Here is a 17,091-nt window from a genome sequence, read left to right as displayed (position 1 = left end):
TGTCCCGTGGCGTCAACCGGACGCCTCGGCCCCCCAAATCGGATCGGCGATCCCCTTTAAGAACGCGGCATGCGCGGCAAGTTCCGCGTCGCTGGGGCGGAAAACACGGGGCGGGCGCACGATGGCGGGGGTGCGGGTGACGGTGATCATCGCGGTCCCCTGCCCCGCATCGTCCGCAAGCAGACCCAGGCCGATCTGCCGCCCGCCCATCAGCTCGACATAGACCTGCGCCAGCAGCTGCGCATCGAGCAGCGCGCCGTGCAGCACGCGGTGCGACCGATCGATGCCATAGCGCGAGCACAGCGCGTCGAGGGTATGCTTGGCGCCGGGATGCTTCTGCCGCGCGATCGCCAGCGTATCGACCATCCGGGTCTTTTCGCAGACAGGCGGAAAGCCCAGCGCGCCCAGCTCGCCATTGATGAAGCCGAAGTCGAAGGTCGCGTTATGCGCGATCAGCGGCGCGTCGCCGATAAAGTCCAGAAACTCGGCCACGCCCGCCGCAAAGACCGGCTTGTCCTTCAGGAACGCGTCGGACAGCCCGTGGACGGCCTGCGCCTCGGCGGGCATCGACCGTTCGGGATTGAAATAGGCGTGATAGGTGCGCCCGGTCTCGACCCGGTTGACCAGTTCGACACAACCGATCTCGACCAGCCGGTCGCCTTCCGAAAATTTGAACCCTGTCGTTTCGGTGTCGAAAACGATCTCTCTCATCCACCGACTATCGGCCTTCGGAGTCCCGCATGCAAGTGATCAGCCGCCGCACCGCGCGCTTTGTCTCGGCCAGCGGAATGTCGGTCGCGATGACATGATCGGCGCGCGCGCGCTTTTCCGCATCGGGCAGCTGACGCGCGAGAATCGCGGCGAATTTCTCGGGCGTCATGCCCGATCTTGCCAACACCCGCGCCTCCTGCATGGCGGCGTCTGCCGATACGACCAACACCTTATCCACAGATTCGTCACCACCCGTTTCGAACAACAGCGGCACGTCGACGACGACCAGCGGTGAATCGGCATGATCGTGCAGGAAGGCGGTGCGCGCGGCCTGGACCGCCGGGTGGACGATTCCCTCCAGCCGCCGCATCGCCGAATCATCACCCAGCACCGCCCGGCCCAACGCAGCGCGATTCACCCCGTCCGAATCGGTGGTGCCGGGAAAGGCCGATTCGATCGCTGCGACCAGGGCGCCGCCGGGGCCTTGCAGCGCATGGACACAGGCATCGGCATCGAACACCGGCACGCCTTCGTCGCGGAACATCTGCGCGACGGTGGACTTGCCCATCCCGATCGAGCCGGTCAGCCCCAGCACGATCATCCGAGCAGCAGCGCCCGCAAGTCCTCGTCGCGGTCGCGCGGCGGTTCGGCACCGAAGAACAGCTCGAACGCCACCGCCGCCTGGCCGATCAGCATCTCCAGCCCGTCGATCGTGTCGAGATCGCGCGCCCGCGCCGCCGCGAGCAACCCGGTTTCGAGCGGCGCATAGACGATGTCATAGACCACCGCGTCCTCGGGCAAGGCCGACAGGTCGAGGTCGAGCGGCGGCTGGCCGGTCATCCCCAGGCTGGTGGCGTTGACGACCAGCGCCGAGGGCGGCACCGCCGCGCCGATCGGCAGCGCCTGTCCCTTCAGACCGAAGGACGACAGCAAAGCCGCGCCCTTGAGCACGTTGCGGTTGAACAAGGTCACCGGGCCGACGCCCATCCGCGACAGTGCGAACAGGATCGCGCGCGCCGCGCCCCCTGCCCCGATCACCGTCACCGGCTGCCCCGCCAGATCGAGCTCGCTGAGCGGTGCATAGAATCCCGCCGCATCGGTGTTGGTGCCGACCAGCGCGCCGTCCTCTGCGCGGATCACGGTGTTGATCGCGCCGATCGTGGTGCGGACATCGCCACGATCCTCGACATGCGCCAACGCCTCTACCTTGTGCGGCACGGTGATGTTGCAGCCGCGCCAGTCGGGATCGGCCTTGCGCTCGGCAAAATAGGCGGCCAGCCCTTCGGGCGTGACGTGGACCGCGCGATATTCGACGTCGAGGCCCAGCGCCTCGGCCCAGAAATTGTGGATGAGCGGCGATTTGGAATGGCTGATCGGGTCGCCGATCACCTCTGCATAGGGCTTGGTCATGGAATTTCCTGTCAGGCGGGCATCCAGCCGCGCTCGCGCAAATAGCCCAGCACGGGCAGCAGCGGCATACCGAGAATGGTGAAATGGCTGCCCTCGATCCGCGAGAAGAGCTGAACGCCCGGCCCCTCGATCCGGAAACAGCCGACACAGCCCGCGATGTCGGGCCACTCCTGGTCGAGATAGCGGTCGATGAAGGCGCCCGAGAGCGGGCGGACATGGAGTTTCGCGCGTTCGACATGGCGCCAGACGGGGCGGCCATGTTCGGCGATGACGGCGGCGCTCCACAATTCGTGGCTCCCGCCGCTCATCCGCGCCAGATGCTCGGCCGCCTCCTCGCGGCTCTCGGGCTTGTCGAGCAAGGTGCCGTCACTCAGCGCGACGATCGAATCCGAACCCAGCACCGGGACGGGCCCGGCATTGGCCGACACCTTCACCGCCTTCATCTCGGCGAGCGCATCGGACAGGTCGCGCGGGGACGAACCCGCCATCGCCGCCTTGACGCTCGCTTCATCGACGCGCGCGGGCAGGGCTTCATAGGCGACCCCCGCGGCGTCGAGCATCGCCCGGCGCGAGGCGCTTTGCGAGGCGAGGATGATCATGCGTCGGACTTTCGTTGATTGACGAGGGAGATGATCGCGGCCGCCGTCTCCTCGATGGAGCGGCGGGTGACGTCGATCACCGGCCAGTCATTGTCGGCGAACATCCGCCTGGCGAAGGTCAGTTCGCGGTTTACCGCCTCCTGCTCGACATAATCGGTGTCGGGCGCCTGGTTGAGCGAGAGCAGCCGGTTGCGCCGGATCGCGATCAGCCGGTCGGCACTGGTGGTCAGTCCCACGACCAGCGGCCTTTTCAGCGTGAAGAGGAACGGCGGCGGCGGGCTTTCGACCACGATCGGAATGTTGGCGGTCTTGTAGCCGCGATTGGCGAGATAGATCGACGTCGGCGTCTTGGACGAACGGCTGACGCCGGCCAGCACAATATCGGCCTCTTCCCATTCCTCCCACGCGATCCCATCGTCATGCGCGATGGTGAACTGGATCGCGTCGACCCGCGCGAAATAGGCGGCGTCCAGGACGTGCTGGCGACCGGGGCGCATCTTGGCCTGGACGCCCAGCAACCCCGACAGCGCGGCATTGACCGGATCGAGCGGCGCCACCGTCGGCAGGCCCAGCGCGTGGCAGCGGCTTTCCAGCACCCGCCGGGTGGTCGGGTTGACCAGCGTATAGATCACCAGCCCCGGATTCTGCGCGATCTCCTGCAGGATGCGCTCCAGATGACTCTCGGTGCGGACCATCGGCCAGAAATGCCGGACGGTTTCCACATCGTCATATTGCGCCAGCGCCGCCTTGGCGATGTTCTCCAGCGTCTCGCCGGTGGAATCGGACAAAAGATGCAGGTGGAGCCGCGTCGTCATGACCGCCCGAATGACTCTGTGGATAACATGGGAAGAATCGGTAGCGTAACTTCGCCGACCGGCCAAGCGGCTGGCGGCCGGTGGATAACGACCGATTCGTCCACAATGAATCTCACAGGTGCGATTCTTTTCCACAGCCTGTGAGTTACGGGGGTCATGAATCCGAATCCCGTTGAATCGGCGATTCCCCTTGAGTCAACGTGTTGGCATATCGGGGAGAGCCGCATAATCCCGACAACCAACGTGCCAACCACTTCAACAATCCATTCTTAGAATCTTCTTAGATAGAAGAAGGGGGGTCTCCTGACCGACGTCTCGATCCAAAAGCCCCTGCTCGCCGTGCTGTCGGGTGAGCGGCAGGCGACGCCACCGATGTGGCTCATGCGACAGGCCGGACGCTATCTGCCCGAGTATCGCGCGCTGCGGGCGGAGAAGGGCGGCTTCCTGGCGCTCGCCACCGATCCGGTCGCTGCGGCCGAGGTGACGGTGCAACCGATCCGCCGGTTCGGCTTTGACGGCGCGATCCTGTTCTCCGACATCCTGATGGTCCCCTGGGCATTGGGGCAGGATTTGAGCTTCGGCGCGGGTGAGGGACCACGGCTGACACCGGCGCTGGTCGATCATGCGCTGGATGCCCTTCAGCGCGTCCCTGAGCGGCTCGAGCCCGTCTATGCCACCGTGGCGGGGGTGAAGGCGCAATTGCCGCCCCAGACCAGCTTTCTGGGCTTTGCGGGCTCTCCCTGGACGGTCGCGACCTATATGGTGGCGGGGCAGGGGTCCAAAGACCAAGGCGAGACGCGCCGTTTCGCCTATGCCGACGGGCAAGGCTTCGGGGCGATCATCGATGCGATCGTTAAGATGACCATCGACTATCTGGCGGGACAGGTTGCCAACGGCGTCGAGGCGGTGCAGCTGTTCGACAGCTGGGCGGGTTCGCTGTCGCCGGCACAGTTCGAGCGCTGGGTGATCGCGCCCAATGCCGCGATCGTCGATGGCTTCCGCGCGCGTTGCCCGGGCGTGCCGGTGATCGGCTTCCCCAAGGGGGCCGGGGGCAAGCTGCCCGCTTATGCGCGTGAAACGGGTGTCGACGCGGTCGGGCTGGACGAGACGGTCGATCCGGTCTGGGCCGACACCTATTTGCCCAAGGGTCTGCCGGTACAAGGCAATCTCGATCCGCTGGCACTGATCGCCGGCGGCGAGGCGCTGGACGGCGCGGTCGATCGCATCCTGGCGGCCTTCGCCGAGCGGCCGCATATCTTCAACCTGGGCCATGGCATCCTGCCCGACACGCCGATCGCGCATGTCGAGCAGCTGATCGCCCGCGTACGGAGCGCATGATGACCGGACTTCTCGGGGCCGCCTATGAATGGGTGAAGGCGGCGCATATCATCTTCGTGATCTTCTGGATGGCCGGGCTGTTCATGATGCCGCGCTATCTGGTCTATCATCAGGAGGCGTTGGTCGCGGGCGACGCCACCGACGCCGCGCGCTGGATCGAGCGCGAGGGCAAGCTGCGGTCGATCATCCTGACGCCGGCGATGATCGCGGTGTGGGTGTTGGGGCTGTTGCTGGCGGCGTCGCTGGGGCTGTTCTCGGGCGTGCCGGGACTGGGCTGGCTCCATGCCAAGCTGTTCTTCGTGCTGCTGCTCAGCGGCTATCATGGCTGGATGGTCGGCTATTCCAAGAAACTGGCGCGCGGGGTGACCAAGCTCAGCGGCAAGCAGCTGCGCATGATCAACGAAGTGCCCGCGCTGGCGGCGGCGTTGATTGTGGTGTTGGTCGTCATCAAGCCGTTCTGAACGACCTTAGTGCTTCCTCGCAGGCGGAAGGGCACTCCTTCTTGCTCCCCTCCCGCAAGCGGGAGGGGGTGGGGGAGGGCAGGGAGTCTCACCGAGACCAACGCCTGCGGCGTTGGGGCGCCCCCCCCCCCCCCCCCCCCCCCGGCGGGGGGGGGGGGGGGGGGCCCCCCCGGGAGTCTCACCGAGACCAACGCCTGCGGCTTTCCCTCCCCCCGCCCCTCCCGCAAGCGGGAGGGGAGCAATAAGAGGAGCCATCCCGTTTACGGGGGGCGTGAGTCTCATGGGGCGATGGGCTTTCCCCATTGACTTGGGGCACCCCCAATCCTAACTCCGGCGGCGTAGGGCGCGGTCCTCGCGTCGCCTACACTTCCTTATCGACAGCCTCGTTTCGCCGCGATCCTCGCCGACCGACGCCCTCCGACCATCCGGACCGATCCTCATGCATCTGAAAGACCTCAAGAAAAAGACCCCTGCCGATCTCGTCCAGCTGGCCGAGGAACTGGGTGTCGAGAGCGCGTCGACGCTGCGCAAGCAGGACCTGCTGTTCGCCATCCTGAAGGAGCAGGCGGAAAAGGGCGACCAGATCATGGGGCTGGGCACGATCGAGGTGCTGCCCGACGGTTTCGGCTTCCTGCGTAGCCCGGAAGCGAACTACCTCGCCGGTCCCGACGACATCTATGTCTCGCCCAACCAGGTCCGCAAGCACGGCCTGCGTACCGGCGATACGGTGGAAGGCGAGATCCGCGCGCCCAAGGACGGCGAGCGTTATTTCGCGCTGACCAAGCTGACGAGCGTCAATTTCGACGACCCGGAGGCCGTCCGCCACCGCGTCAATTTCGACAACCTCACCCCGCTCTACCCCGAGCAGAAGCTGATCCTCGACCCCGCCGATCCGACCCAGAAGGACAAGTCGGCGCGGGTGATCGACATCGTCAGCCCCCAGGGCAAGGGCCAGCGCACGCTGATCGTCGCGCCCCCGCGCGTGGGTAAGACGGTGATGCTGCAGAACATCGCCAAGGCGATCACCGACAACCACCCCGAAGTCTTCCTGATCGTCCTCCTCATCGACGAGCGGCCTGAAGAAGTCACCGACATGCAGCGCTCGGTGCGTGGCGAGGTCGTCTCCTCGACCTTCGACGAACCGGCGCAGCGCCACGTCCAGGTCGCCGAGATGGTGATCGAAAAGGCCAAGCGACTGGTCGAGCACAAGAAGGATGTCGTCATCCTGCTCGACTCGATCACGCGCCTCGGCCGCGCCTACAACACCGTGGTCCCGTCCTCGGGCAAGGTGCTGACCGGCGGTGTGGATGCCAATGCGCTCCAGCGGCCCAAGCGCTTCTTCGGCGCGGCGCGCAACATCGAGGAGGGCGGTTCGCTCTCGATCATCGCCACCGCGCTGATCGACACGGGCAGCCGCATGGACGAAGTCATCTTCGAAGAGTTCAAGGGCACCGGCAACTCGGAAATCGTCCTCGACCGCAAGGTGGCCGACAAGCGCATCTTCCCGGCGATGGACGTCGGCAAGTCGGGCACCCGCAAGGAAGAGCTGCTGGTCGAGAAGGACAAGCTGTCCAAGATGTGGGTGCTGCGCCGCATCCTCATGCAGATGGGCACGATCGACTCGATGGAGTTCCTGCTCGACAAGATGAAGAACTCGAAGACCAACGAGGATTTCTTCGACTCGATGAACCAGTAAGCGGGCGGGCAGGGGGCCATGGCCCCCGCCGACGTGACGCCATGGACGCCATGATGGGTTCGCAAGCGGAATTAGGCCCGTTCGCGAACCCATTCTCGTTTTGGGGCGTTAGCAGGCCCGATCCCACCCCCTTTCGGGATCGTGCCGGTCCAAGCACGGCACGGCCGCGTCGTTGCTTACCAGGCGACGCGGCCAAACGGGGGATTTGCTGAGATTAGGCCCGATCTCCGTTCACGCTCAGCGAAGTCGAAGCGTATGTTCCGTGCTCGGCCAAGATGGTGCGTGGCCTTCGACTTCGCTTAGGCGGAACGGAGGTAGGAGGGAAACCTGACCTCCTTACGAGGGTGACACCACAAACCCCGTTCCGCCTGAGCGTAGTCGAAGGCCAAGGGAATCCCTCGCCGGCAACAGGCGGTGCACTCCGGCGGAACGGAGTTCGCTATTACAGGAAAAGCGACCCCGCCCTTACGGCCGGGTACGTCCGCCGCCACCCGTGCCGGGGGCGCCCGCACCGGCGCCCGGTGCGCCGACCGCGCCGATATTGCCGAACAGGTCCTGGAAGAAGCCGCGCTGGCGACCCAGCGTCGGTGTCGTCTTGCCATAGGGCGAGATGTCGGCGGCCTGATCGATGCCCGACCGGCGGATCGCGCTGACATTGCCCGCCGGATCGAAGCTGATTTGCAGCGTGATCTGCGACGCGGGGTGCGGCAGGTTGAAGCCCAGATTGCGGCTGTCGCGCGCGACATAATACCAGTCGCCGCCGTTGAACTGGCTGGTGATGGTCGGCGTGCCCAGCGTCTGGAGCACCGACTGGCGGTTGTCGACGCCCGGCTGGATCGAATTGACCAGGTCGGTGTCGACGACATAACCCTGATGCGAGCGCAGCGGCGTGCAGGCGGCGGCGGCCATGGCCAGGCCCAGCCCGAGAACGGCCAGCCGGGTGGAAGAAACGCTCATCATCATCTCCGGGCCGCACTCGGCCGCACAGGCGGGTAGGCAAACAGGCGATCGATCGGCTCGACCGTCGCCCCCTCGATATGCGAAGGGAAAGGCGCACACAAGCGTCAGCGCGGTGGATGCCCGCGTGAAGAGGGAGGGGCGGATGGCCGGAGCGTGGCTGAAGCGGATGACCGCACGCTATTTCGGGCGGGACGGCGATGCGGTGCTGCCGCTGTACAATGCGGTCGTGCTGCGCGCGCGCGAACCGCACTGGTATCTGGACGGGGCGGTGCCCGACACGGTCGATGGTCGGTTCGACATGATCGCCGCGATCCTGTCGCTGGTTCTGATCCGGCTGGAGGCGAGCGCGGAGGGCACCGAGGCCGCGGCGCGCCTGACCGAGCGGTTCGTGACCGATATGGACGGGCAGTTGCGCGAGTTGGGGATTGGCGACATCGTCGTCGGCAAGCATATCGGCCGGATGATGGCGATGCTGGGTGGTCGCCTGACCGCCTATCGCGAGGCACTGGTGGCCGAGGAGCCGGCGATGCTGGATGCCGCGCTGCTGCGAAACCTGTACCGGGGGGATGCGCCGGGCGACGCCGATGCGGTCGGTTACGTTCGCCGCGCGTTGACCCTGTTGCACGAACAGCTGGCGGCGATGCCGCTGGCCCGATTGATGAGTGGAGAATTGCCGTGACCCCCGAATGGAGCCGCCCCGAAAAGATCGACACGATCGGCGAGCGTGAAAAGCCGGTCGCGATCGAAGCGGACTCGGCCGAGCGCGCGGCGTTGGCGAAGCGCTTCGGCCTCTTGTCGATCGACCGGCTTCAGGCCGATCTGGTCGTGCGTCGCGATGCCCCCGGCATCCTGGTGACCGGCACGGTGCGCAGCGCGGTGGTGCAGCCCTGCTCTGTAACTGGCGAACCCGTGCCCGCGACCGTGGACGAGCCGGTCGCGCTGCGCTTCGTCGAGCCCGCTGCGTACGGCACGGATGAGGAGATCGAACTGTCCGGCGATACGCTCGACACGATCGAGATCGAGGGCGGTGCGATCGACCTCGGCGAAGCGGCGGCGGAGACGATGGCGCTGGCGCTCGATCCCTTCCCGCGCAGCCCTCATGCGGCGGCGGTGTTGAAGGAGGCGGGTGTCATCAGCGAGGAAGAGGCGCGCCCTCTTGGCGCGTTGGCCGGGCTGAAGGCGAAACTGGAAGGCAAGGGGTGATTATCGACCCTTTGCCAACATGTTATCCACAGCGATGATGGTATTCAAAACACTGAAATCGTGAGAGAATAAAGGCCCTTTCGAGTTTCGCTCTATCATCCGATCGTATGATTGTTTTCAGCATCGCGCTGCCGATCATACACAGGCTTATCCACAGGAAACGCGGGGTATTGGGCCCCCTATCTGACAGGGTTATCCACACCCTGTTTCCGGCCAGGAAGAGCCATTCAGCCTTGTTGGACCGATGATCCTATCGCCGGAATGGCTGTGGATAAGTCAGGGAGTATCGGGACCCAGCGTGGGGTCGAGATCGCGCGGGCGGATGAAGGCGATCAGCGTCGCGCTGTTGGATTGCGCTTCCGCCCAGCGGGTGATCGGCAGGGTCATCTGCGCGACCGTCGCGGTGGGATATTTGTCCTCGGCTCGCTCGCGCAATTCCCCGTCCAGCGTCAGGTCGAGCGTCAGATCTTCGAGCCCGGGATTATGGCCGACCATCAGGACATGATCGGCATCCTCGGGCAGCGCATGGACCAGATCGAGCAGGCTGGCGCCCGAGGCGAGATACATCGCCTTGTCCCACACCGGCTCCAGCCGCCGGCCATAGCCGTTCCACACCTCGTCCAGCGTCTCCATCACCCGCACGGCGGGGGAGGCAAGGATGTGATCGAACTTAAAATCGAGTGACTTGAGCTGCCGGCCGATCATCGCCGCCGCGCGTCGCCCCTTGGCATTCAGCGGACGATCGAAGTCGCGCGCCACGGGATCGTCCCAGCTGGATTTGGCATGGCGAAGCAGCGTCAGCGTCTTCATCGGATCGGACTCTCCGGGGCGGCGGCTGGCAGGGTATCGGCCTCTCCATGCCCGATCGCGGCGTCGGAGGAAAGCCGGCCCGCGACCCGCGCGACGGCTTCGTCCAGCGTCACGCGGCTGATCGCGACCCCCGGCGGAAAGGCGTCGAGCAGCCGCGACGGCATGGCGGCGGATAGCAGCACGAAGGCGCCGCGATCATCGGCACGCCGGATCAGGCGCCCGAACGCTTGTGCCAGCCGCGCGCGCACGATCCGATCGTCATAGACGCTGCCGCCCCCCGCCAGCTTGCGCGCGGCGTGCAGTACGGTCGGCTTGGGCCAGGGCACGCCCTCCATCACCACCAGCCGCAGCGAGGAGCCGGGCACATCCACACCGTCGCGCAATGCATCGGTGCCGAGCAGCGAGGCGGACGGATCGTCGCGGAAGATGTCCACCAGCGTGCCCGTGTCGATCGGATCGACATGCTGCGCGTGCAGCGCCAGCCCGTCGCGCGCCAGCCGGTCGGCGATCCGGCCATGCACGCCGCGCAACCGCCGGATCGCGGTGAACAGCCCCAACGTCCCGCCCTTGGCCGCGGCGATCAGCCGCGCATAGGCATTGGCCAGTTGGGGAATGTCGCCGCGCTTCACATCGGTGACGATCAGTACTTCGGCGCGGGCCGGATAATCGAACGGACTTTGCGCGACGAAATGCGCCGGGCCGCGCGCCAGATGCGGTGCCCCCGTCCGCGCCTCCGCCACATCCCAGTCGCCACCGGCGCGCAAGGTCGCCGAGGTGACGACGGCACCATGCGCCGGCTTCAGCACGATCTCGGCAAAGGGGCGGGTGGGGTCGAGCCAGTGGCGGTGCAGGCCGATGTCGTATTCGCGCCCCTCGACCCGATCGACCGCCAGCCAGTCGACGAAATCGGGATCGACCGGTCCGCCGATCCGCGCGAGCAGCGACAGCCACGCCGCCACCGTCTCCGCACGCCAAGCGAGCGAGGCGATCGCGCCTTCCACCCGCGCGCGTGCTTGGCCGTCGAGCCAGTCGGGCGCTTCCTGCAATACCGCCTCCAACCGCTGACCCAGCGTCACCAGCGGCCGCAGCAGCGCGTCGAGCGCATGCGCGGCGGGGCCGGCCGCGTCGATCAGTTCGGGGGAGGGGTCGGCGAGTTCGGTTTCCAGGCCATAGCCGGCATCGCCCGGCTGCTCGGCGCGGGCGAAGGCGAGACCGCGCACTGCCGCCAGCAAAGTCTCGATCGGACCGAAGGGCTGGCCCTCCGCCAATCGTCCCAGCCAGCCTTCGCTCGCCAGCGCCTGCGCCGCCTGTACCGCATCGCCGATCGCGCGGTTGCCGCCCTCGTCATAGCTGGCGACATCGGACAGCCGCGCGGCCAGCCCCCGACGACGTCCGCGCGACCCGGCTTCGGGGCCGAGTATCCAGCGGCGCAGCTCGATCGTCTCCGAACCGGTCAGCGCGGTGGCGAACATCGAGTCCGCCGCGTCGAACAGGTGATGCCCCTCGTCGAAGACATAGCGGGTCGGCCGCGTCTGGGTTTCCCGCCCCCGCGCCGCGTTGACCATGACCAATGCATGATTGGCGATGACGATGTCCGCCTGCACCGAGGCGCGCGCCGCCCGTTCGATGAAGCATTTGCGGTAATGCGGGCAGCCCGCATAGACGCACTCGCCACGCCGGTCGGTCAGCGCGGCCGAGCCGTTGCGGCGGAACAAGGTGGTCAGCCAGCCGGGCAGGTCACCCCCGACCATATCGCCGTCGCTGCTATACGCCGCCCAGCGCGCGACCAGCTGCGCCAGCACCGCCGCGCGTCCAGCGAACCCGCCTTGCAGCGCATCCTCCAGATTGAGCAGGCAGAGATAATTCTCGCGGCCCTTGCGGGTGACGACCCGTTCCTTGCGCAACACGGGATCGGGGAAGATGCGCGCCGTCTCGCCACTCAGCTGGCGTTGCAGCGCCTTGGTATAGGTCGAAATCCACACCGCGCCGCCCGCGCGCTCGGCCCACAGGCTGGCGGGGGCGAGATAGCCCAGCGTCTTGCCGATGCCGGTGCCCGCTTCGGCCAGCACCATATTGGGGGTGTCGCGCGCCGCGCGCGGCGCGAAGGCGGCGGTGACGGCGGCGGCATAGGCGCGCTGACCCGGGCGTTCCTCCGCACCCTCACCGGTCAGGTGGCGCAGGCGATCCTCGGCATCGGCGGGCGGCAGGTCGATGGTGCGCGGGGCGGGGCGGGGGGCATCCTCCTCCCATTCGGGCAGCGCGCTGAACAGCCATCGCTCGTTACGCTCGGGCCGGGTCAGGCGCGGGCCGATCAACGGCGCCCAAGGCCAGCGGAGCCGGGCGAGGCTCTGCGCGGCGGTCCATGCGCCTTCGCGCTCGGGCCATACGCCGCCCGGCATGGCGAGCAGCGTCTCGGTGGCGCGGAGCAGAAAGGCCGCAACCTCGGCATCGCTTTGCGGTGGCTCCAGTCCGCAGGCGCGGGCAAGGCCATGCGGGGTCGGGACGGCGAAGCGGGCGGGGCGGAGGAAGGCGAAGAGTTCGAGGATGTCGAGGCCCGATAGTTCGGCATAGCCCAGCCGCTGCCCGATCAGCGGTGCGTTGAGCAGAATGACCGGGGTCTCGGATGCCAGCCCGATCGCCTCGCCGCGTGACACAGCGCGCGTTTGGCCCTGAGTCGAAATCCACACACCGCTATGGCTGGCATGAAGGGCGGGGTGGGGGAGCGTGGTCACTTTGTTGATTTGGGGGAGTGGGAACAGGTTGGCAACGGGGCGCGGGGGATTTGAGTGTTGTTACTGGCCGAATGGCTTTGGGCGATGCCCTCCCCAAACCCAGTTTCGGGTAAACGATGCCCCGCATCGTTTAGGTCATGCCGGGGGCATGACCGACCCAAAACTCGCCTGCGGGAGGGGCTTATTGTGAGAGGCGCGCAAGACCTTTCGAAAACGCACGCCCCTCTCGCAGGCGGGAGGGGATGGGGGGAGGGAATGCCAAGCAATACCGCCCTATCTGTTCCACGTGGAACACATGACCCCTGTGGATAATATCGTGCACAACTCCATCAAACCGCAAAATCCATTGTGCATCCCGCCCCGTCTTGCCACATGGCGGGGCTATGACAGACGAACTCCGCTCCACCGCTCTCGAGTCCAAGGCTTGGCCCTATGAGGAGGCTCGCAAGCTCCTCAAACGCTATCCCGATGGCAAGCCGGGCGGCGAGCCGATCCTGTTCGAAACCGGCTATGGTCCCTCGGGTCTGCCGCATATCGGCACGTTCAACGAAGTGCTTCGCACCACCATGGTCCGCAATGCCTTTCATGCGCTGTCGGATCAGAAGACGCGGCTGATCGCCTTTTCGGACGATATGGACGGGCTGCGCAAGGTGCCGGACAACGTACCGAACCAGGAGATGCTGCGCGAGCATCTCGGCAAGCCGCTGACCCAGGTGCCCGATCCGTTCGAGAAGTTTGACAGCTTCGCCGCGCACAACAACGCACTGCTGCGCCAGTTTCTCGACCGGTTCGGCTTCGACTATGAATTCGCCTCGTCGACCGAATATTACACGTCCGGCCGGTTTGACGACGCGCTCCGGCTGGTGCTGAAGCATTATCAGGGCATCCAGGACGTGATGCTCCCGACGCTCCGCGCCGAGCGTCGCGCCACCTATTCGCCCGTTCTGCCGATCAGCCCCAAGTCGGGCATCGTCCTGCAGGTGCCGGTCGAGGTGGTCGATGCCGAGGCCGGCCTGATCGCGTTCGAGGATGAGGGCGAGCGGATCGTCCAGTCGGCGCTGGGCGGCCTGTCCAAGCTGCAATGGAAGGTCGACTGGGCGATGCGCTGGGTCGCGCTGGGCGTGGATTATGAGATGGCGGGCAAGGACCTGATCGACTCGGTCACCCAGTCGTCCAAGATCGCGCGCGTCCTCGGCGGCCGTCCGCCCGAGGGCTTTAATTACGAGATGTTCCTCGACGAGCATGGCGAGAAAATCTCCAAGTCCAAGGGCAACGGCCTCAGCCTCGACCAGTGGCTGACCTATGGGCCGGAGGAGAGCCTGGCCTTCTTCGCCTATCGCGAGCCGAAAAAGGCCAAGCAGCTGCACATGGGCGTCATCCCGCGCGCGGTGGACGAATATTGGCAGTTCCGGGTGAACTACCCCAACCAGTCGCTCAAGGAGCAGCTGGGCAATCCGGTGCATCACATCCATGACGGCAAGCTTCCCGAAGGCGAACTGCCGGTGACGTTCGGGCTGTTGCTCAACCTGGTTGGTGTGATGGGCGAGGCGACCAAGGAGCAGGTCTGGGGCTATCTCGCCAATTATGTGCCCGAGGCATCGGCCGCGAAGTACCCGGAGCTGGACCGGCTGATCGACCATGCGCTGGCCTATGCCCGCGACTTCGTCACGCCGACGCTCCAGCGCCGTGCACCTGAGCCGCATGAGGCCGAGGCGTTGCGCCAGCTGGATACGCAGCTCGCCGCCTTGCCCGAGGGGGCGAGCGCCGAGGACATCCAGAATATCGTCTATGAGATCGGCAAGACCGACGCCTTCCCGTCGCTGCGCGACTGGTTCAAGGCGCTGTACGAGACGCTGCTGGGATCGGCGCAAGGGCCGCGCATGGGCAGCTTCATTGCGCTCTATGGTGTGGAGAACAGCCGCAAGCTGATCGCCGAGGCATTGGCCAAGGCATAACGATACCGGCCCTCACCCTTCCCACCCGCGTTGCGGGTGGGCCCCTTCCCTCTCCCGATGGGAGAGGGAGGCGCGAAGCGCCGGAAGGGTGAGGGTGGTAGCAACTTAGCGGAGATGCTCCGCAAAGAACGCCATGGTGCGTTCGTCCGCCAATTGCGCGGACTCATCCGACCGGCGCTGACCGAATTCGGTCGCGAAGCCGTGATCCTCACCGGGATAATCGTACAGCGTCACCTTAGGGTGGTCGTCCAGCCCCTCGTGCATCCGCTGTTGCGCATCCTTGTCGACGAAGTGATCCTCCTCCGGGATGTGGAGCAGGACCGGCTTGGCGATGGCGTTCTTTTCATCCAGCAGGCCGTCGATGCCGACGCCATAATAGCCGACGCTGGCATCCACATCGGTGCGCGCCGCGGTCATGAAGGCCAGCCGTCCGCCCAGGCAATAGCCGACGACGCCGACCTTGAACTCTGCGCCATGCTCATCGCGGATCGCCTTGATCGTCGCCTCGATGTCGCGGATGCCGCCGTCCTGGTCGAACTGCCCCATCAGGTCGAGCGCCTGTTGCATCTCGTTGGGGACGTCGGGGTCCAGCTCGATGCCCGGCGCGATCTTGTGGAAAAGATCGGGGGCGACCGCGAGATAGCCCGCCTCGGCCAGCGTGTCGCATTTGCGGCGGATGCCCGCATTCACCCCGAAAATCTCCTGGATGACGATGATCGCGGCGCTCGGCTTGCCCTCGGGTTCGGCATAATAGGCGTTGAACTGGCCCTCGCCGGACGTGGCGGCGATGGTCTTGGTGGCGGTCATACGGGTCTCCTGTGGTCGACGCGACCATAACGCCTTATGCCTCGCTTGGTCGCGTGATGGAGGATGGCGTATGAAAGTGAATGTGGAAATCGACTGCACGCCCGAAGAGGCGCGCCGCGCCATGGGGCTGCCCGACCTGACGCCGATCCATGAACGCTATGTCCAGATGATGCTCGACACGATGGAGTCGGGAGTGAAGCCCGAAATGGTCGAGGCGATGATGCGTAACTGGGCGCCGATGGGGGAGGCGAGCATGGCGATGTGGCGTCGCATGTTTGAGGGGCAGAAGGGCTGAGCATGGCCGATACGATCTTCGCCGTCTCCAGCGGACAGCCGCCGGCGGCGATCGCGGTGATCCGGGTGAGCGGGCCGGGTGCCTTCGCGATCGTGGAACGCATTGCAGGCGGGCTGCCCGAACCCCGGCGCGCTAGCCTGCGGCGGTTGCGGGATGAGGGCGGAGCGACGCTCGATTCCGGACTGGTCCTGTGTTTCCCCGGACCGGCGACCGCGACGGGCGAGGATCTGGTCGAGCTGCATTGCCATGGCGGGCGTGCCGTTGTCGCGGCGGTGGAAGCGGCGCTGGCGACGCATCCCGGCGTTCGACGCGCCGAGCCGGGGGAGTTCACCCGCCGCGCGCTGACCCATGGCCGGATCGATCTGGCCGAGGCGGAAGGGCTGGCCGATCTGCTCGAAGCGCAGACCGAGCGCCAGCGGCGTGCCGCGATCGGCGCGGTCGAGGGGCGGGTCAGCCAGGCGTTACGCGGCTGGATGGATCGCACTGCCACGCTATCGGCGGCGATCGAGGCGATGCTCGACTTCGCGGAAGAGGATGACGTTCCGCTCGATGCGGCGGCACTGGAGCGCATCCGCAACGAGATGGATGCTCTTGGACGGACAATGCTGGAGGCGGTCGATCGGCCGCCGGTCGACCGTCTGCATGACGGTATCCGCGTCGTGCTGGCGGGGCCGCCCAATAGCGGTAAGTCGACCTTGCTCAACCTGCTGACTGAGCGTGACGCGGCCATCGTTTCGCCGATCGCGGGGACCACGCGCGACCGGATTGAGGCGACGGTGCTGCGTGGTGGTATTGCCTATGTCCTGACCGACACGGCGGGGCTGGCAGAAGACACCGATGACGTGATCGAGGCGATCGGCGTCACCCGTGCGCAGGAGGCGATGGCGCAAGCGGACATCCTGCTCTGGCTGGCCGATACGCCGCCCCCGCGTGAGGATGCGCTATGGCTCCATTCGCGTGCCGATCTGCCGGGACGGGGGGCCTTACCCGATGGTCGCGCGTTAGCGGTGCGTCGTGACGATGGCGGGTCGATCGCTGCGTTATGGGAGGTGCTGGCGGCGCGGGCGGCGGCCTTGCTGCCGCGTGAGGATGCGTTGGGCTTCAAGCGGCATCAGCAGGATCAGTGCCGAAAGGCCACCCTGGCGTTGCTGAGCGCACCGCGGGCCGACGCGCTGCTGATGGCGGAGGAGCTTCGTCTGGCGCGTCAGGCGCTGGCCGCCTTGCTTGGCATCAGTGCGACCGAGACGATGCTCGATGCGCTGTTCGGACGGTTCTGCCTCGGCAAATGATTGTTCCACG

The 17,091-nt window shown here is 66.3% G+C and carries 17 protein-coding genes; 8 read left to right on the top strand and 9 right to left on the bottom strand.

Translation table 11 applies throughout. The features are described 5' to 3' along the window. Positions 1–12: 12 nt before the first annotated feature. From dnaQ to GGR48_RS09075, 5 genes are read right to left on the bottom strand one after another with little or no spacing between them, the layout of a single operon-like run. The gene (gene dnaQ, locus GGR48_RS09095; RefSeq protein ID WP_183951600.1) at positions 13–711 is read right to left on the bottom strand and encodes a DNA polymerase III subunit epsilon; all 699 of its coding nucleotides are present in this window, start codon (positions 709–711) and stop codon (positions 13–15) included. A 7-nt stretch (positions 712–718) separates the two neighbouring features. Then, the gene (coaE, locus tag GGR48_RS09090; RefSeq protein ID WP_183951599.1) at positions 719–1,312 is read right to left on the bottom strand and encodes a dephospho-CoA kinase; all 594 of its coding nucleotides are present in this window, start codon (positions 1,310–1,312) and stop codon (positions 719–721) included. Continuing rightward, positions 1,309–2,121, bottom strand: coding sequence for a shikimate dehydrogenase (gene aroE, locus GGR48_RS09085; RefSeq protein ID WP_183951598.1), 813 nt, complete (start codon positions 2,119–2,121; stop codon positions 1,309–1,311). Before aroE ends, coaE begins: the two co-directional genes overlap by 4 nt. 11 nt (positions 2,122–2,132) lie before the next feature. Continuing rightward, entirely contained in the window at positions 2,133–2,720 is a 588-nt protein-coding gene (locus tag GGR48_RS09080; RefSeq protein WP_183951597.1) for a Maf family protein, read from the bottom strand. Further along, positions 2,717–3,535 (bottom strand): pyruvate, water dikinase regulatory protein, encoded by an 819-nt coding sequence (locus GGR48_RS09075; protein WP_183951596.1) that lies wholly within the window; start codon positions 3,533–3,535, stop codon positions 2,717–2,719. Before GGR48_RS09075 ends, GGR48_RS09080 begins: the two co-directional genes overlap by 4 nt. Before the next feature lie 318 nt (positions 3,536–3,853). Here GGR48_RS09075 and hemE point away from each other — a divergent pair, with 318 nt between their 5' ends. From hemE to rho, 3 genes are all read left to right on the top strand, one after another. Next, the gene (gene hemE / locus GGR48_RS09070; RefSeq protein WP_183951647.1) at positions 3,854–4,873 is read left to right on the top strand and encodes a uroporphyrinogen decarboxylase; all 1,020 of its coding nucleotides are present in this window, start codon (positions 3,854–3,856) and stop codon (positions 4,871–4,873) included. Then, complete coding sequence (locus GGR48_RS09065; RefSeq protein WP_183951595.1) at positions 4,873–5,334, top strand: CopD family protein; 462 nt, start codon at positions 4,873–4,875, stop codon at positions 5,332–5,334. Before hemE ends, GGR48_RS09065 begins: the two co-directional genes overlap by 1 nt. Positions 5,335–5,773: 439 nt before the next feature. Continuing rightward, positions 5,774–7,030: a transcription termination factor Rho gene (rho, locus tag GGR48_RS09060; RefSeq protein ID WP_042486922.1), complete on the top strand. Its 1,257-nt coding sequence runs from the start codon at positions 5,774–5,776 to the stop codon at positions 7,028–7,030. Between the two features lie 465 nt (positions 7,031–7,495). Here the strand turns inward: rho and GGR48_RS09055 are convergent, their stop codons facing one another. After that, complete coding sequence (locus GGR48_RS09055) at positions 7,496–7,987, bottom strand: outer membrane protein assembly factor BamE (protein ID WP_240456076.1); 492 nt, start codon at positions 7,985–7,987, stop codon at positions 7,496–7,498. Between the two features lie 145 nt (positions 7,988–8,132). Between GGR48_RS09055 and GGR48_RS09050 the strand changes: the two genes are divergently transcribed. Both GGR48_RS09050 and GGR48_RS09045 read left to right on the top strand, forming a co-directional pair. Then, complete coding sequence (locus GGR48_RS09050; protein WP_183951593.1) at positions 8,133–8,669, top strand: ubiquinol-cytochrome C chaperone family protein; 537 nt, start codon at positions 8,133–8,135, stop codon at positions 8,667–8,669. Beyond that, positions 8,666–9,193: a YceD family protein gene (locus tag GGR48_RS09045; protein ID WP_183951592.1), complete on the top strand. Its 528-nt coding sequence runs from the start codon at positions 8,666–8,668 to the stop codon at positions 9,191–9,193. Before GGR48_RS09050 ends, GGR48_RS09045 begins: the two co-directional genes overlap by 4 nt. A gap of 276 nt (positions 9,194–9,469) precedes the next feature. Here the strand turns inward: GGR48_RS09045 and GGR48_RS09040 are convergent, their stop codons facing one another. Continuing rightward, positions 9,470–10,003: a SixA phosphatase family protein gene (locus GGR48_RS09040; protein ID WP_183951591.1), complete on the bottom strand. Its 534-nt coding sequence runs from the start codon at positions 10,001–10,003 to the stop codon at positions 9,470–9,472. Further along, a complete protein-coding gene (locus GGR48_RS09035; protein ID WP_183951590.1) occupies positions 10,000–12,735 on the bottom strand; it encodes a helicase C-terminal domain-containing protein in 2,736 nt (911 codons plus the stop codon). The genes GGR48_RS09040 and GGR48_RS09035 overlap by 4 nt, the downstream gene beginning before the upstream one ends. A 383-nt stretch (positions 12,736–13,118) precedes the next feature. Between GGR48_RS09035 and GGR48_RS09030 the strand changes: the two genes are divergently transcribed. Next, positions 13,119–14,690 (top strand): lysine--tRNA ligase, encoded by a 1,572-nt coding sequence (locus GGR48_RS09030; protein WP_183951589.1) that lies wholly within the window; start codon positions 13,119–13,121, stop codon positions 14,688–14,690. 105 nt (positions 14,691–14,795) lie between these two features. Here GGR48_RS09030 and GGR48_RS09025 read toward each other — a convergent pair whose 3' ends face one another. Beyond that, positions 14,796–15,497 (bottom strand): dienelactone hydrolase family protein, encoded by a 702-nt coding sequence (locus tag GGR48_RS09025; RefSeq protein WP_183951588.1) that lies wholly within the window; start codon positions 15,495–15,497, stop codon positions 14,796–14,798. A gap of 70 nt (positions 15,498–15,567) precedes the next feature. On the opposite strand from GGR48_RS09025, the gene GGR48_RS09020 reads away from it, so the two are divergent. Beyond that, positions 15,568–15,792 (top strand): DUF6489 family protein, encoded by a 225-nt coding sequence (locus tag GGR48_RS09020; RefSeq protein ID WP_183951587.1) that lies wholly within the window; start codon positions 15,568–15,570, stop codon positions 15,790–15,792. Between the two features lie 2 nt (positions 15,793–15,794). Next, complete coding sequence (gene mnmE / locus GGR48_RS09015) at positions 15,795–17,081, top strand: tRNA uridine-5-carboxymethylaminomethyl(34) synthesis GTPase MnmE (protein WP_183951586.1); 1,287 nt, start codon at positions 15,795–15,797, stop codon at positions 17,079–17,081. Positions 17,082–17,091: the final 10 nt, after the last annotated feature.

It is taken from the genome of Sphingomonas pseudosanguinis (assembly GCF_014196255.1).
In the GTDB taxonomy this organism is placed as follows: domain Bacteria; phylum Pseudomonadota; class Alphaproteobacteria; order Sphingomonadales; family Sphingomonadaceae; genus Sphingomonas; species Sphingomonas pseudosanguinis.
This window is presented reverse-complemented; position numbering and strand designations above follow the sequence as displayed.

Excerpts from the sequence above, each read along its gene's own strand:
- mnmE (WP_183951586.1), top strand. The coding sequence starts at position 15,795 with ATGGCCGATACGATCTTCGCCGTCTCCAGCGGACAGCCGCCGGCGGCG.
- rho (WP_042486922.1), top strand. The coding sequence starts at position 5,774 with ATGCATCTGAAAGACCTCAAGAAAAAGACCCCTGCCGATCTCGTCCAG.
- GGR48_RS09030 (WP_183951589.1), top strand. The coding sequence starts at position 13,119 with ATGACAGACGAACTCCGCTCCACCGCTCTCGAGTCCAAGGCTTGGCCC.
- GGR48_RS09075 (WP_183951596.1), bottom strand. The coding sequence starts at position 3,535 with ATGACGACGCGGCTCCACCTGCATCTTTTGTCCGATTCCACCGGCGAG.
- GGR48_RS09080 (WP_183951597.1), bottom strand. The coding sequence starts at position 2,720 with ATGATCATCCTCGCCTCGCAAAGCGCCTCGCGCCGGGCGATGCTCGAC.
- GGR48_RS09055 (WP_240456076.1), bottom strand. The coding sequence starts at position 7,987 with ATGAGCGTTTCTTCCACCCGGCTGGCCGTTCTCGGGCTGGGCCTGGCC.
- coaE (WP_183951599.1), bottom strand. The coding sequence starts at position 1,312 with ATGATCGTGCTGGGGCTGACCGGCTCGATCGGGATGGGCAAGTCCACC.
- GGR48_RS09040 (WP_183951591.1), bottom strand. The coding sequence starts at position 10,003 with ATGAAGACGCTGACGCTGCTTCGCCATGCCAAATCCAGCTGGGACGAT.
- GGR48_RS09065 (WP_183951595.1), top strand. The coding sequence starts at position 4,873 with ATGACCGGACTTCTCGGGGCCGCCTATGAATGGGTGAAGGCGGCGCAT.
- aroE (WP_183951598.1), bottom strand. The coding sequence starts at position 2,121 with ATGACCAAGCCCTATGCAGAGGTGATCGGCGACCCGATCAGCCATTCC.
- GGR48_RS09025 (WP_183951588.1), bottom strand. The coding sequence starts at position 15,497 with ATGACCGCCACCAAGACCATCGCCGCCACGTCCGGCGAGGGCCAGTTC.
- GGR48_RS09050 (WP_183951593.1), top strand. The coding sequence starts at position 8,133 with ATGGCCGGAGCGTGGCTGAAGCGGATGACCGCACGCTATTTCGGGCGG.
- GGR48_RS09020 (WP_183951587.1), top strand. The coding sequence starts at position 15,568 with ATGAAAGTGAATGTGGAAATCGACTGCACGCCCGAAGAGGCGCGCCGC.
- dnaQ (WP_183951600.1), bottom strand. The coding sequence starts at position 711 with ATGAGAGAGATCGTTTTCGACACCGAAACGACAGGGTTCAAATTTTCG.